This is a genomic window from Leptospira sp. WS58.C1, assembly GCF_040833995.1.
Taxonomy (GTDB): domain Bacteria; phylum Spirochaetota; class Leptospiria; order Leptospirales; family Leptospiraceae; genus Leptospira_B; species Leptospira_B cinconiae.
The window spans coordinates 111,318-126,876 of record NZ_CP162137.1 but is presented as its reverse complement, the minus strand read 5'-3'; the positions used below and the strand labels follow the sequence as shown (position 1 = coordinate 126,876).

Annotated in this window: 9 protein-coding genes; 6 read left to right on the top strand and 3 right to left on the bottom strand. The window is 40.7% G+C overall.

All coding sequences use genetic code 11. From position 1 onward, the window contains the following. Positions 1-61: 61 nt before the first annotated feature. On the top strand, positions 62-1,651 hold the full coding sequence (locus AB3N61_RS00600; RefSeq protein WP_367899116.1) for a methyl-accepting chemotaxis protein: 1,590 nt from the start codon (positions 62-64) through the stop codon (positions 1,649-1,651). 80 nt (positions 1,652-1,731) lie between these two features. Continuing rightward, positions 1,732-2,595, top strand: coding sequence for an S-methyl-5'-thioadenosine phosphorylase (gene mtnP / locus AB3N61_RS00595; RefSeq protein WP_020769841.1), 864 nt, complete (start codon positions 1,732-1,734; stop codon positions 2,593-2,595). On the opposite strand, the gene AB3N61_RS00590 is transcribed toward mtnP, so the two are convergent. Together AB3N61_RS00590 and AB3N61_RS00585 are read right to left on the bottom strand one after the other, a co-directional pair. Further along, positions 2,586-3,443 carry an alpha/beta hydrolase gene (locus AB3N61_RS00590; RefSeq protein ID WP_367898226.1) on the bottom strand — a complete coding sequence of 286 codons (858 nt, stop codon included), beginning with the start codon at positions 3,441-3,443 and terminating at the stop codon, positions 2,586-2,588. The genes mtnP and AB3N61_RS00590 overlap by 10 nt on opposite strands. Next, entirely contained in the window at positions 3,440-4,801 is a 1,362-nt protein-coding gene (locus AB3N61_RS00585; protein ID WP_412758382.1) for an alkaline phosphatase D family protein, read from the bottom strand. The genes AB3N61_RS00590 and AB3N61_RS00585 overlap by 4 nt, the downstream gene beginning before the upstream one ends. Positions 4,802-4,862: 61 nt before the next feature. Between AB3N61_RS00585 and AB3N61_RS00580 the strand changes: the two genes are divergently transcribed. Then, positions 4,863-6,665, top strand: a complete 1,803-nt coding sequence (locus AB3N61_RS00580; protein ID WP_036089597.1) for a methyl-accepting chemotaxis protein — start codon at positions 4,863-4,865, stop codon at positions 6,663-6,665. A 3-nt stretch (positions 6,666-6,668) separates the two neighbouring features. Here the strand turns inward: AB3N61_RS00580 and AB3N61_RS00575 are convergent, their stop codons facing one another. Then, positions 6,669-10,598, bottom strand: a complete 3,930-nt coding sequence (locus AB3N61_RS00575; protein ID WP_367898224.1) for a PAS domain S-box protein — start codon at positions 10,596-10,598, stop codon at positions 6,669-6,671. A gap of 210 nt (positions 10,599-10,808) precedes the next feature. Here AB3N61_RS00575 and AB3N61_RS00570 point away from each other — a divergent pair, with 210 nt between their 5' ends. The 3 genes from AB3N61_RS00570 to AB3N61_RS00560 all read left to right on the top strand — a co-directional run bounded on the left by AB3N61_RS00570 (position 10,809) and on the right by AB3N61_RS00560 (position 15,468). Then, on the top strand, positions 10,809-13,802 hold the full coding sequence (locus AB3N61_RS00570; RefSeq protein WP_367898223.1) for a hypothetical protein: 2,994 nt from the start codon (positions 10,809-10,811) through the stop codon (positions 13,800-13,802). Then, complete coding sequence (locus AB3N61_RS00565; RefSeq protein ID WP_367898222.1) at positions 13,792-14,676, top strand: M48 family metallopeptidase; 885 nt, start codon at positions 13,792-13,794, stop codon at positions 14,674-14,676. The genes AB3N61_RS00570 and AB3N61_RS00565 overlap by 11 nt, the downstream gene beginning before the upstream one ends. Positions 14,677-14,784: 108 nt before the next feature. Next, entirely contained in the window at positions 14,785-15,468 is a 684-nt protein-coding gene (locus AB3N61_RS00560; protein WP_367898221.1) for an SIMPL domain-containing protein, read from the top strand. Positions 15,469-15,559: the final 91 nt, after the last annotated feature.

The window sequence follows — 15,559 nt, the reverse complement described above, 5'->3', positions numbered from 1 at the left end:
GGGGCCCTTCATATTCAGACATGAACATCTGCCTCCGATAATGCTCTTAGTCGAGGTAAGAATGGAAATTTCCTATATAAAAACGGAGTCCACGATCCTGCAAATCTGGAAGAACGGGGCTATCGTAATCAACCGGATACGGCTCGGGCTAGTCTTACTTTTTATCGTTTCTTTGGCGGGTGCCTATAAGAGTTTTCAACCCTTACAATTTATGGTTCACGCAGGCGGTACGGCTTTTATAGGTCTATACTGCATTTTCAATTTTGTGGCAAATCGCAAAAAGAATATGTCCATTGGATTTCATAAACTTTTCGTATTATTCGATGTGAATGTCCTAAGTGCGACCTTGATCTTGGACACTTTCGTTTCTCCGGATGTAGCGGCTGGAACTTTGAAGAACGTCGTATTATTCTTCATTTATTTTTATATAATGATCTACTCCTGCCTATTGGGAGAAAGGATTTTTGTTTTGGTAGTTGGGGCGTTCTCCACCGCGGGTGCGATAGTCGCTCTTGTATGCGCTCTTAAAAATGGTGCAGGTTTCGTAATGGATCCGGAAGAAGCGAAACTTCCTTATAATATAAGCGCTTCCACCGAAATCATCAAAATTGCATTTATATTCGTTGCGAGCGTAATACTAGCTCAATTGATGAGATTATTTCTAAGACTGACGGAGGAAGGAAACCGTCTCTATTCCGACTCCAAAGATCTCCTCGAAAAACTAAGCGAGAATCAATCGATCATCAAAGATTCTGCGATCAGTTTGGAAGATTCTATCGTAAAATTTGCACAATTCATCAATCGTATGGGAGAAAAAATGGAATCCCAAGCAGCAGCCTTGGAAGAGGTAAATGCGGTATTAGAAGAACTCTCAGCCGCGTCTACAAACACTTCTAGATCCATTGAATCACAAAACACAAGTTTGAACGAGCTTGTGGACGATTCCAAAAAGTTAGGAGATATAGTTTCTAATATAACAGGCTATAGCGAAGCACTTTCCTCATTCGCAAATGATAATAAAGCGGATATGGAGAATGTGACCATCGCCGCCGAAAAGACCAAATCATATCTGGCAGACATTGCCGGTTCCTTTGACAAAGTGGATCAGATTAACCAGATCATGGGAGAGATAGCGGATAAAACGAACCTTCTCGCATTAAACGCGTCTATCGAAGCAGCAAGAGCGGGAGAAGCAGGAAGAGGATTTGCGGTAGTCGCAAACGAAGTTAGTAAACTCGCAGACTTTACCTCGGAAAACGCGAAGTCCATCTCTACGATCGTAAGACAGTCCCAAAGTTTTATTCAAGAAGCAAAAAGTGCTTCGGCGGAAACGGGAGATCTAACCGAAAAACAAAAATTCAAGATCCTGGAAACTTCGGATAGGATCGTTCAGATGAACAAACTTTACTTAGAGCAGACAAATATTATTCGTAAATTCTTAAGTGAATTGGAAAGTATCAAATCTGTTTCCAGTGAGATCTATGAGTCTGAAAAGGAACAATCCTTGGGCCAAAAGGAAATGATCCGAACCATGTCCCAATTAGAAAAAGATATTAATGAGATCAACGAAGATTCAGCCAACTTAAATTCGGAGATTGATCGGATCAAAACAAAGGCTTCCGAGTTAAAAATATTGAGCGGTAATTCCTAATACCTTTTCATTTCCTTCTTCTTTACAATCGGACCCATATTTCGATATATGGAATTTATTCCGGGCAAGAGGAGAGGGATATGGGGACCAAAGTAAAAGCTGCAGTTATCGGAGGCACAGGTCTCTATAGTCTGGATGGAATGGAACTTGTCGAAGAAGTCCTTCCGGAAACACCTTGGGGTAAACCGTCCGACACGATCAAGATCGGAAAGATCCACGACAAACTGATCGCATTTCTCCCTCGTCACGGGGTGGGACATTTTATCATGCCTCACGAAGTCCCAATGAAAGCGAATATCTGCGCACTCAAAATTTTAGGCGTAGAAGAGATCGTAGCTTTCAGCTCCGTCGGAAGTTTGAGGGAAGAGATCAAACCTTTGGACTTTGTTCTTCCTAACCAGATTATTGACAGGACCAGAGGGAGAGAATCCACATTCTTCGGAAAGGGTGTGGTGGCTCATGCTCCATTCGCCGACCCTTTTTCCAAAAATCTGAGCGATAGAATTAATAAGGCGGCTCTAAAGATCAATCTTCCTATCCACCAAAACAAAACCTTGGTTTGTATGGAAGGACCTCTATTCTCAACAAGAGCGGAATCTCATATGTATCGTTCCTGGGGAGGAGATATTATTAATATGAGTGTACTTCCGGAAGCTAAACTTGCAAGAGAGGCGGAGATCGTTTACCAAATGATCTGTATGTCCACGGACTACGATTGTTGGAGAGAGAATGAAGAAGCGGTCACTGCGGAAATGGTGATGGCAAATCTAGGAAAGAATGCGGAGAATGCCAAAAAACTTTTGAGTGCCTTAATCCCGGATCTTGGAAATGGAGACGATCTAAGTCTGAAGAATAGTACTAAATATTCCATCATCACCGCTCCTGAACGCAGGAATCCGGACACGGTCGCAAAACTGAAAGTTTTATTCCCAGATTATCTCTGAGAGCCTGACTTTTTTCGGTTTAGATGGACTGATTCTAGGATTTTTTCCAATCCTTTTTGGTATTCTGGAAATAAAGAAAGATTATTATGATTTCCTCCTTCTATTTCTAAAAAATCCGTTTTTACTCCCGATTCCAAAGCGGTTTTAAACAATTTTTTTCCCAGACGGAAAGGTATGATCTCGTCCTCGTTCCCATGTATGATCGTAATAGGAGAACGCAATTTTCCTATCTTATCTTCCGATTTGAGAGAATAAGACAAAAACCATTCAGGCACAAACGGATAATATTCTTTTGCCAGGTCGGCCAAAGAAGTATAAGGAGTTTCTAATATAATTTGGCCGGGATTTGTCTTGGTTCCCAAATCCACTGCAACCCCGGTTCCGATAGATCTTCCGTAAAGAATGATCTCGTTCTCCTTCTTCAATTTATCGGTTTTCAAATATTCGTACCAACGTTCAGCATCCTGGTACATTCCCTTCTCGTTTAACTTGGCCCTACTTTTTCCGTAACCTCTATAATCGGTCATGAGAAGGTCCCAACCTTTCGGGACAAAATCCTCGGCTGCTCCTCCCCAACTCCTTAAACTTCCCGCATTGCCATGAAAATACAAAACAGTACCTTTAGAAGGGCCTTGCGCAGGGAAGAATAACCCAAATATCTTCTCTCCGTCTTCCAACTCCAAAGAGACTTCCTGGAACTTATATGGAAAAGTAAAACGAAAATCCTCGGGTAGAATTTCCGGGAAGAAGATTAACTTGTCCTGGTTAGAATATAATAAGCCGAAAAGTCCAAGAAAGAGGATAAATATGACCGAAAGAAGATATAACATAAACGTTTGGATTTTCATTTGGCCTTAATTTCCCTGGACCAAAGTTCTTTTCCTGAAGAATCAAAAATTCTAAATACTAAGTTCCTTTGTTTTAAAGGACCTGTAATTTCTATCGTTCCGAAATTCCTTTTATCGTCTACAAAAGTACCTTCGATCCTTAAAGGATTTTTTTCGGTAATCGGTGCGTGAGTGGAAGAAGTCAATGGTGAAACGGTAAAATCGTATATAGGATATTCGAATCCTTCCTCGATATATGATAATTCCGTAAAGTGTCTATCACCGGTCAAAAATATCAGATTTTTTATCTTTAATTTGGAAATTTTAGAAAGAAGTTTTTCCCTTTCTTCCGCATAAGTAGAATAATTCTCGAAAACGGATAACGGATTTAAGACCTGACCCCCTACTACTACGAACTTAAAAGTAGCCTTGGAGAATGCTAAGCTATTGACCAGCCAATCCAATTGTTCCTCTCCGAAGAATGATCTTGGGCCTGTTTTATTATCGTTTGCAGTCCTAAAGCTGCGATCGTCCATCAAAAAGAATTGAGCATCCCCCCAAGTGAAGGATCCATATATCCCTTTTTTCGAATAGTTCGGATTGGCCCAAAACAGTTTGAAAATTTCTTCCGCTGTCGCTCCCATCCAAAAGGATGCATCGCCATCATTCGGCCCCCAATCATGATCATCCCAAACCGCATAATGATGAACGTTCGCGAGCAAAGGTTGCAGTTCCGGCAAGGATCGCTGCTCCGTATAACGATAAATGAATCCAGTTCTGGACTCCCAATCCGGTTCTCTTAAATATACATTATCTCCCATCCAAATCATAAAATCCGGTTTTCGAGCAGAGATGGATTGATAGATAAAATATTCTCCTCCATAAGGTTTTGTTTGAGTGTCGTATTTTGGATCGTTTACGAATGCACAACTCCCCAAAGCGAATTTGATATCCGGCGGTCCACTCGGCTTTCCTATCCAAATCGGTTGTGTCCTAAACTTTTGTTCAGACTTGGGGTCTTGGCGTTTTCCATTGATATAAATTAAATATTCATATATTTTTCCCGGTTCCAATACATCCGCAATCAGATGTGCAACATTCCCCTTATAGTGTTCCGTAGTTACTTCACGAGTATTGTGACTTTGTTCCGGGTTACCGGAAATAAAATATTTCGCATAAACTTTAGAAGGACTCTTAGTCTGGACCCATATTTTTACTTCTTTATGAGTGGAGTAACCTAACATCGGCCCCGATTGAATACTAGAAGGCGAAGTTGTGTCGGCTGACTGACTTTTTCCATAAATTTCAAAATCGATGTAAAAGAATCCAAAGAGTAAAATCAACAAAGAGGTGGATGATAAAAGCAATCTGCGTCTCATTGTCATGAAATATCTGGAAGCCCAAGGCTTCTTTCAAATCAAAAAAAGGGAAAGAACGGAAATGACAAGGGGAGAATCTAGAAAACTTAGATGGAGACTGACCTTAGGCCTGGAACTATTAACTTCGGTTCTCGCCGTCCCTCTGGCTGTTCTATTCATTATCGCTGCCGGAGCGTATGATTTCAATAAGGCGATCGCATTGATCGGATCCTCTACGGTCGTATTGACCACCTCTTATTTTTTCCCCACACTTAGATTCCTATATTTAGGAAGGCTCTTATCCAATCTGGAACCCAATAATTGGGAAAAATTGAACACAAAAGGAAAAGTGGAAGTTAAGAAAAAACTTCTGAATTTCCCGCTTCTAAACACCGGGTTTTATATCGTACAATGGAGTTACGGAATTCCTGCAGCTTGGAAATTGATGCATCTATTCTTTATTCCCGAATTTTTCGAATCAGCGCCATTCTTGTTATTACCCCTGATCATTTATCCTACCTTAGGAATTTCTCATTTCTTTTTAACCGAATCAGTACTCTCGGAAGTATTGGAATCGGACAGATTGAACGGATTACCTTTAGAAGAAAAAGACATTCGTAAAGTGTCTATTTTCGTTAGGATCATTTCTACGATCGCATCCATCGCTCTATTACCCGTCGTGATTTTCGGTTACCTCCTTGTGGAAGAGACCTCAGGTTGGTTAAAATTGGGAGATGTTACTTTGGCGCTTTCTCTCACCATACTTTTTATGGTAATTACTCTTACTATTTCTTCCTATCTACTGGCAGCCAGTATTCGTAGGAATTCCAAAAATATGATGAATGCTTTTGTGGAAATGTCCCAAGGGGAGTTGGAAATCCAACTGCCTATGCTTTCAACGGACGAGCTGGGAAGAAGTAGCAAGATGTTGAACGATTTCGTAAAACGACTTAGGATCGTTGTCAAAACCGTTATCAAAGAATCCGAAAAACTTTCCCAAAGTTCGAAAGTTTTAGAAGGAAAAACAAAAGATCTCTCCATAAAGATGCAAGAGCAAGCAGCCTCCACGGAACAAATGAGTTCAGGGGTGGAAGAAATCGCAGCATCCATTCATTCCACATCAGCTAGAGCGGAAAGCCAGTCTAGTACGGTTGAACAAGCTACGGCATCTTTAGCGGAACTCGAAGATAGAATTCGTAATGTCCATACTTCCCTTATGGATACGAAAAATGACGCGGAAAGAATGAGATTAGAGACTTCTAATGGAGAGTCCGCATTACAATCAACGCGGAATGCGATGTCGGAGATTGAATCCAATACCGCCAAAATGGAAGCTAGTGTGAATGTGATCCATGAGATTACCGATAGAATAGGACTTCTTTCCTTGAATGCAGCAATAGAGGCTGCCCGGGCCGGAGAAGCAGGCAAAGGTTTTGCGGTAGTGGCTCAGGAAATTTCCAAATTGGGAGAACAGACCCAAGAAAATGCAAAACGGATCCGGGCAACATTAGTGGAAGCAGTAAAGGCAACGACTTCAGGAAGAGAAGTTTTGGAGAATACAGAAGTTGCTTTCAGAAGAATAGGAGATACCGCCCAAAACACTTCCGACCGGATTTTGCAGGTTTCTTCTTTATCCGAATCGCAGTTGGTGGCGAGTGCTCAGGTTAAGAATGCTTTTTCTGAATTGATCCGATCCGCAGAAGAGATCCGAAATCACACAAAAGAACAATCCCAAACTTCTTTAGAATTTTCTAAAACGATCGGAAGTATTTCGGAAGCTACCGAATTTTTGAATGGGATAGTGAATGATATCGACTCTCTTGCGGAGAAACTTGCCCAACAGGCAAACTCTTTGAAAAAAGAAGTGGAATTTTTTAAGACCTAAACTTCAGCTCTTAGGAAGAATTACTTTAAATACCGTCTTTTCCGGCTTGGAATTAAATTCGATCCTTCCTCCATGTTTTAAAACAATCCTTCTGGAAATATCCAAACCTAATCCGCTTCCTTCTCCGGGAGCTTTAGTGGTATAAAAAGGATCGAATATTTTGGATTTAATATCCGCAGGGATACCTGGACCGTTATCCGAGATCAAAACGGAAACATCCGTATCGGAATCCAAAATGGAAATTTTGATCTTTCCTTTGAACTGCATCGCTTGCAGAGAATTATAAATTAAGTTTGTCCAAACTTGTATCAAATCATCCGGATAGGCGTATATGATAGGTCTTGACTGGAAGTCTAATTCAACTTCAACTCCGTTTTTGATCTGATTATGATAAATAGTAAGGACAGTTTCAATATTTTCCGCGAGATCCGTCTCGATCTTACCTTCTCCCGAATCGATATGAGCAAAACTTTTAAGGGCATAAACTATTTTTGAGGTCCTATCCACTGCCAGTCGAATAGAAGCGGCATTCTTATAAGTTTGGATCTCTTCGATCGCAAAATCCAAAAGGACAAGATGTTTTTTGGCATCAAAAATTTCAGGGAATTCTTCAGTAGAATGATAAAGCCCTACATCCATCAATCTATCCGCTAAATCATAAGGATTTTCGAACCCTAGTTCGCCTAGCTTATTCTTTAATTTTTTGAGAAGTTCCCTCCTTTCTTCCCTTGAAACTTGAACTTCTTTACGGGAGATCCCTGCGCGAATAAATTCTGATAATCGTTTGATATAATTCGGTTCCGCTTTCGCAAAAAATGGGCCCAATTTTTTCAAACGCTCCGGAGAAGAATCCAAATAAGCTCTCAATTCTCCGCTCAATGCGGAAATCGCCCCCAACGGATTATTGATCTCATGAGCAATGCCCGCGACCAACTGCCCAAGTGCGGCCATTTTTTCGGACAGAATAAGTTGGTCCTGGGTCTTTTTTAAATTTTCCAAAGCGGAAGCTAGTTCGGAAGTCCGAACTTGAACTGCATGCTCCAATTCTTCCTTTGCTTCCCTCCTTTCAGAATTCAATAATAACTGTGTGACTTGTTCCGCAACAGTGACTATGAATTGTTGTTCGTATCCTTTCCATCTCCTAAGAGATCCTCTATGCTCTAAGCAAAGGACTCCGTAAATTCCTCCTCTTAAAAAAATAGGAGCGTCCAGTAGAGATTTGATGCCGAGAGGAATACTGTAAGTTTCCGCGAACTCGGAAGTCCTTGGATCGTTTACCACATCATACGCATCTACGAACCTTTCCGTCTTGATTGCGTTGAAATAATTAAGGTGTTGTTTTAGATCCATTGAAGCAGGATCCATATATGACTGGAATTTTTGGTCCCATCCGGAGACCAAAGACCAAACGGTTTTTTCCTTATCCGAAAAAAGCCAGATAGAAGCACGATCGCATCCCAATGTTTCCGTGCACATTTTTACTAAATTATTCAAACCGGCGGGAATATTACCGGAAGCAAAATCCGGATTGGTCGCCATATTCAAAAGAACTCTTGCCTGTTCCGAAAGTTTGGAATTTTCTTCTTCTTTTTCTTTAGCCGCCGCCTTTGCCGCAGTATTGTCCTTTGTGATTGCAACTATTGCAGGTCTTCCCATCAGATTTACAATACGGCCGGAAAAGATGGAATCAATATGTGTTCCGTCTTTTCGTTTAAAAGGTATATCAATATCCCTTAATATCCCATCCTCTTTCATCTTCTCTACTAGTATATGTCTGAGATTAGGATCAGACCAAATTCCCAGATCTACCGAGTTTTTTCCGATCGCCTCTTCCTTTGTGAAGCCGAACAGATCGTAAAACATGGAATTTACACTGATATACTTACCCGTTTCCAAATCGGAAATACAGATGGTATCAGGATTCAATTCGAATACCTTTTCGAATAAATTTTTACTCTCTTCCAATTGAGCTAGATATTTATCTCTCTCGGACTCCGCTCTTTTTCTATCCGTAATATCTATTACCATAGACAAGAGCACCATTCGACCTCCCATTTTGAAAATTCTATTTCCACAAAGTCCGTAACGTTCCGATCCGTCAGCATGACCTATGGCTAATTCTATATTCTTTGTCCATCCCGAACTTTCAAGTTCCGCTTTGATCTTTGCCCGGTCCTCTTTACTTTTTAACACACCCAATTCTACGGAAGTTTTACCTATGATTTGCTCCCTTGTGTATCCTATCAGATCACAATACGCTTGGTTGACCTCTTTATAAGTGCCGGTTTCCAGATCGGAAAGAGAAACTGCAGCCGGGTTCATTTGGAAAATTTTTTCGAAAAGTTCTTTATTGTGTCGGACCTCCGCGTTTAATCTTCGGGTCTGTTCCTCCGCTTCTAAACGTTCTCTAATATCCGTTGCGAGAGAAATTACATGGGGTCTTCCGTTCAATTTTACGATCCTTCCGGAATATAGGACAGGTATCGCAGTTCCGTCCGAGGCTCTGAAAACGGTTTCTATATTGCTTACTTCGCCCTTCTCATCTAACTGTTTATAAATTTCGGCCCTTCTATCGGGATCGTAATCCCAGACCTTGATATCCGTAGTGAGCCTTCCTATCACGTCCAATCTTTTCAGTTTTACGAATTCCAAAAATCTTTCGTTCACATCTATGATCTTTCTTGAAATCAAATCGGTAAGAACCACGGAAGAAGGGATTAATTGGAACAATCTTTGGAAAAGTTCCTTACTCTTTTCGAGTTCTGAAGCAAGACTTTCCAAGTCTGCCTGGGCCTCTTTAATGTGGGTAATATCGTGACCTACCGCTAGGATCTTTTTTTCACCGCCGGCTTCTATAACTCTAGCGGAGAACAGAATAGAGCGGATCTTTCCATCGGAGGTCCCCATCTTAACCTCCAAATTATCTACCGCACCTTTTTGCATCAAAAGTCCCCGGATAATCTCCCTATCGCTCAGATCGTAATATACCCCCAGATCAACGGGAGATTTACCTACGATCTCTTCTTTGGACTTTCCGATCAAACTCAAGAAGAGATCGTTTACGTCCAAATAGGTTCCGTCGGATTTGGACAATGTTATCGCAGTAGGATTTAGTTTGATAATCTGCTTTAGGATCTCTTGATTTTCCCTCAGTTCGTCTAGAAGTCTTTGCTTTTCTACTTCTTCTCTTACTCGATCCGTGATCGGCACTGTGATCGTAAGAAGTTTTAAAGAACCCGCATATTCGATCGGATGAGCGGAAAAAAGACCCCAAAATTCCTCTCCAAGTTTATTAGTAAAACGTAATTCTACATCTCGAACAAATCCTTCTCTTTTAATAGCTTCTACTATATCTGCCCTGGTTTCCGCGGAGCTCCAAAATCCCAATTCTAAAGCACTTCTTCCTATAATTTCATTTTCAGAATATTTTACCTGAATACAAAATTGTTTGTTAACCTTTAGGTATTTGCCAGTGTCAATCTCTGTAATCGCCATAGGCAAAGGATTCATATCGAAAAATTTTTCTAACGCTCTCCAACCAATCTCAGGATGAGTTATATCTTCTTTAGAAAGTTCGCTTTGTTGTTTGGGAGACCGAATATGGATCCAAGTGGTAGATTCGGGTTCCGTTTCTCCTTGGATCTTAAAACCTTGGCAGTAAAATGTTCTAATCTCTTTGTTCTTAAGTAAAAAATAACCTAAGTACCAGTTGGTCTTTTCTTCTTTTTTAAGACTCTGAAAGATCCCGTTCCTTATATCGGAGATCAGATTGAAATCTATCTCTTTTAGCTCTTTGAAAGAATAACCCAAGATCTGCAATGCGGCCGGATTCGCCTCGATCAGATTTCCGGCTGAAGAGAATATGAGAATTCCGTCCCCGATCCTTTCGAAAAACTGCCTGAGAATATTGAGCTGTGAAAGGGAAGATTCCAAACTTTTATCACCAATGGAATGAGCTCTCAAATACTAATGGACTAAAGAACGCTAGAAACTACTTTTCTAAAACGTCCATTTTTTTTCCAAAATGCAAGAAAGTTGCGAACTTAGGGACACGTTACTCGAAAAGACCTACCTGAACGGGCCAAGAAAACGGCGTAAAAATAAATTTACAACGGAATCGCTTATGCTGAACTCATTCCGCCTATGTATTTTTTGATCGGTTTGTTCGCATTTTTCGTCGGCATATTCTACCTTATTATTCCATTCGTTTTATTATCTAAGATCAACGGACTTCTGGAAAGAATCCAAGATCTAGAGGATCGGCTAAAAGAAAGAGGACCTTCTATTCTTCCGGAAACTCAGGTGGAAAAGAAAAAACCTTCCATCAAAGAAGAAAAGCCTATCTTGGTAAAAGAGACAATTCCGGAGACTAGGAAAGAACTCCCTTCTTCTAAGCAGGTTGCAAAAACCCCAAAACCTGCGGCAGTTGTACCTCCAACTATTATAAAACAAGAGCCTCAATCTCTAACTAAAAAATCGGAAGCTTGGGAAAAATTCGAGAAGCAGATCGCGAATAATTGGACCGGTATCTTAGGAACGATCATACTCGTAATGGGCGTTGGATTTTTAGGGATTTATGCTGCTCTGAACATGTCCCCGTTCCTCAGATTTTTAATGGTCTTAGGGATCGGCGCAGGTTTATTTGCGGCTTCCATTCTCCTAGTCAAAAAAGAATTTTGGGTACAAATCGGATATTGGATCAGAAGCGGTTCGGGTGCAGTTATCTTATTCTCATGTATCGCAGCGGTTTCCGTTCCGGGAATGAAATGGATAGAGTCCGAATTTTACGCGCTTATATTGGTTATTTGCGGAATTCTTGTAAACCTAGGACTTGCATGGCAAACTTCCCAACAAAAATTTGCAAGTCTTCATATTGTATTGAGTTTGATCTCTTTGGCAATTCTTCCATTAAGCACTTTGATCTTCTTCTTAGCGGTGGGAGTTTCCGCTTTCAGCGTGCTTCTATCTTACAGAAGCAAATGGGAATTTCATTTAATACAAACTGCGATTTCCTTTTTAATTTTAAATTATCTCTATAAAGGACATTTTTCGGAACAACTTCATCTGCTAAGTTCTTCTCAATCAAGAACCTGGGGGATCTTAGGGACTCTTGCAGTCGGAATTCCATCTATCTTAGCTCATTATAGAAAAATATATTCTTCCGGAAGTATCCAGCGCCTTCCTTTTATCACTCATCTAATCGTTTGGGCGGGGATCGGCTTAGGTTTATCCGTATATTCCACAGGCTCTAAATGGAATCCTCCCGTATTGATCACAGTTTCTATCGGATTATTTTTTTGGGCAAGAACCGCCCGCGAAAAGTTAAACATACGTTGGCTCTATCTCACCGATACGCTAGTGTCCTTAGCTCTAGCTTCCATAGGTATAATATTACTCAGTCGATGGGAAGTGGATATCTTCCTGATCAATGTATATGTTTCTTTATTATTCTGCATCTTCTTCGTGGTCAGTTCGGAAGAAAAAGAAAATTTACTCAAGAATATCGGAGCAGTACTTCTTCATCTTTCTTGGATCCAATATATTCTTCTTCTGATCATAAAATTCTTCGACGGTTTGAATCTTGGGACTTGGCCTATTGTCATCACTACGATTGCAATGATCCTGCTTAGTTTATTGATCCAATTTTATGATGAGTTTCGGAATAGGGAAACGATTACTGCGAGCGACGATATTTACGGAATAGGTGGAGACGACAGGATTTCCCCTGCAGGGATTTTTTCCGGAATTTTGGCGTCAGCTATTTGTTTCCAATTAATCGACTGGAGACATTCGGAGTTGTATCTTCCCATATTCGGAATTCTTTTGTTGGTAATCCGACAAAACAGGAATTGGAACGGTTTGGGAGTCGGGATCTTCTTCTTTGTTGCCGCATTACATTTCGAAGTAATCTATCGAATTTATTCTTTAGAAAGATGGGAAGTGTTATTAAGGGACCTTCCTACGATCCTATTCTGTTTCTTAATGATCCCTCTTTCTAAAGTGAAGTTGGGTCCGGATAAGACCGGATATTTTTCGTCGCCGGGAGCGATCCTTCTTTCTTTACATATCGTATTCTTAGCGTATTGGAGCACTCAAAGTCTTTCTCCATTTTTGCCGGGAATACTTTGGCTTCTTCTTTCCCTGGTATATTTGGAAACCAAAAACTTTTTCTCGGAAAGAGAGAAAAAATGGGAGAATACTTGGAAATCTTCCATCAACTCTGCGGCGCCGGTCTGGCAATTTTTCGCTTTAGTATTCGTAGGATTGTTTTTAGGAGCTCATATTCTAGTTCATCTGCAATCCGAACTATATGTCGGTATTTTCAAGATCAGATTTCTGATACAAGCCTTAGCAATCGGAGCGTTTATCTACTGGGCCAAGAGTCCGAATCCTAAAAAAGAAACTCCGAATTATTGGAGCTCCCTTTTGCCATTATTCTGGGAACTTACTGCGATCTTTATCACCGCAATTATCGCATTAGAAATCCCGAATACATGGCTGCCTGTAGCTTGGGTCGTTTGGGCGTTTTTTTTAGATCAGATCGGTCTAAAAACTTCTTGGGAAATTTCCAGATTCAGATTTTATTCTCTCTGCTTTTATTGGTATTCCTGTATCCATGTAGCCTTCATTTCCAGTTCTGCTCTGACCCCTTCCGAATATTGGGCGAATCAAGAATGGTTGGGGGGGCTCGTCGGGATCTTATTGCAGATCGTATACTTAGTGAGGTTCCAACTTCTTCCTGCGTTCCAAGGAATGGAAAAGGAAGGTTATCCTGGAAAAATCAGTCAACTTTCCGAAAAACTGGACCAAAGATCCGACAGTATCATATTCTATCCTTTGTTCGCGGCGGGGGCATTCTTCCTTTTCTGGAGTTTTGATTCTTCTCTATTGACCCTATTATGGATGGTAGAAGTGTTCATCGTTTTTTTAATGGGACTCATTCTGAAAAAAGAACATTTCCGTTATGTGTCTTTGGTAGCAATGATCGTATGTCTATTACGTCTGATCTTCTGGGATCTTTCTCAGTCATCTACAATCACTCGCGCTCTGGTATTTTTGGGAGTGGGAGGGATACTCATTCTGATGAACACCCTTTATGGCAAATTCGGAAATAAGGAGAAAACGGATGCTCCGTAATCGATTACTATTCTTCGTTATACTTTTACTAGCTGGAGCTGCCATTTCATTTTTGGCTGTAAGAAGTAAAGCAAATGTAGAAATGCCAGCCACTCTTTCTCCTGCATTCCAGTTATTGGGAAAACCGATCAAAGTATTCGATCGTTCCCTTACAAAACTGATGCCTATCAGCGATCTGGACGAAAAGAAGTTAGGAGATTCCATAGCATTACGTTATGAATCCTATGCGGATGAAAAAGATCCGGATCTGGTCTATTTGAGAAGTTTGGTTTCGAACCTCACGATCGAAAAAAATAAAGGATTCGAATATAGGATCTTCCTTATGGATTCTTCCATTCCGAATGCTTATGCAATGCCGGGAGGGATCTTATTCGTAACAAAGGGACTTCTTTCTATGGTAAGTTCAGAAGCGGAATTGGTGGCAGTGATCGGCCATGAGATCGGTCATGTAGAACTTTCTCACTGCATGGATATGGTAAGAGGGGAGTTATTGGCGAAGAAGATCGGAGCTTCCACTCTAGGAGAGTTAGCCGACCTAACGGCAGCCTTACTTTTAAAACCTTCGTTCGGTAAGAACCAGGAGGATGAGGCTGACTCGTACGGTTATGATCTATTGCTTAGGGAAAATTACGATCCATTCGCAATGGGAAGGACCTTCCTAAAGTTACAGGAAGAAAGCGGTGGAAAAGAAAATGCTTCTTCGCCCATCCAAGAATATCTTATGACCCATCCTTATCTTTCTCATCGTTCCGAAAAATTTACGGAGAAGGCGAAACGAGAAGAAGAAGGCAAATATTATCTAGGAAAGAAAAACTTGAAAAAACGGGTCAGCCGTTATCAGGACGAACTCGATAAAGAATTCGTAAAGTACTGAGTTATTCTTCTTACAAATTTCAATTTTTATAACTTGGAATAAATCCTAAAAATCCGGAACCTTTGGGAATTTTCCCGAACGGAAAAAGGTCCTACCTTCGGAGTTTTTATGAAAAAGATATTATTCGGGTGCATAGTATTATTCGCAAGTTTCGGGTCCGCATTTTCAGAACAAGAAAAAGTCCTGATCGTTAGCGGATTCGCTAAAGTTGCAATTCCTGCGGAACTTGTGGAAATACGTATCGGAGTAGAAACGGAATCTAAAACTGCCGAAGAAGCTCATGAGAAAACTTCAGCAAAGACTGATTCTCTCGTAAAATATCTCAAAAAACAGTCCTTACTTTCCTTACAAACGGAGGCAATCCGTCTGCAAACTATATACGAATATCCTAAATCCGGCGCGAGGCAGATCAAGGGTTATGTAGCGTCCAATACAATCTTAATAAGAGCTAAAGTAGAATCTGCAGGCAAACTAATCGATGAGTCTATACAGAATGGAGCAAATCAAATCATAGGCATCCGATTGCAGGCAACGGATACAAATTTAGAGAAGGCTTCTCAAGAAGCTTTACAACTAGCAGCAAAGGATGCTCGCAAAAAAGCGGATATTATTCTCTCCGCATTAGGCTTGAAATTTAAGGAATTTGTAGAGATACGAGCCGACTTCCAAGAAATTTCCGAACCGCTTCCTGTCATTGATGGTTTTCAAACCATGAGTGGAAAATCTGCGACTCCCATCGAGGCTGGAAATTTATTTCGCGAAGCAAAAATCCTATTGAAAGTTTCTTATTAAAAAATCCGCAAATAAGTGAAAAAAATCTGTCTTTTCAATCGGTTATATGGGTATGGTATTTATGGATTGTTACCTAAGTACCAATAACCCG

Bases quoted from the DNA above. Each gene is read 5' to 3' on its own strand.
- AB3N61_RS00600 (WP_367899116.1), top strand. From the start codon at position 62: ATGGAAATTTCCTATATAAAAACGGAGTCCACGATCCTGCAAATCTGG.
- mtnP (WP_020769841.1), top strand. From the start codon at position 1,732: ATGGGGACCAAAGTAAAAGCTGCAGTTATCGGAGGCACAGGTCTCTAT.
- AB3N61_RS00590 (WP_367898226.1), bottom strand. From the start codon at position 3,443: ATGAAAATCCAAACGTTTATGTTATATCTTCTTTCGGTCATATTTATC.
- AB3N61_RS00585 (WP_412758382.1), bottom strand. From the start codon at position 4,801: ATGAGACGCAGATTGCTTTTATCATCCACCTCTTTGTTGATTTTACTC.
- AB3N61_RS00580 (WP_036089597.1), top strand. From the start codon at position 4,863: ATGACAAGGGGAGAATCTAGAAAACTTAGATGGAGACTGACCTTAGGC.
- AB3N61_RS00570 (WP_367898223.1), top strand. From the start codon at position 10,809: ATGTATTTTTTGATCGGTTTGTTCGCATTTTTCGTCGGCATATTCTAC.
- AB3N61_RS00565 (WP_367898222.1), top strand. From the start codon at position 13,792: ATGCTCCGTAATCGATTACTATTCTTCGTTATACTTTTACTAGCTGGA.
- AB3N61_RS00560 (WP_367898221.1), top strand. From the start codon at position 14,785: ATGAAAAAGATATTATTCGGGTGCATAGTATTATTCGCAAGTTTCGGG.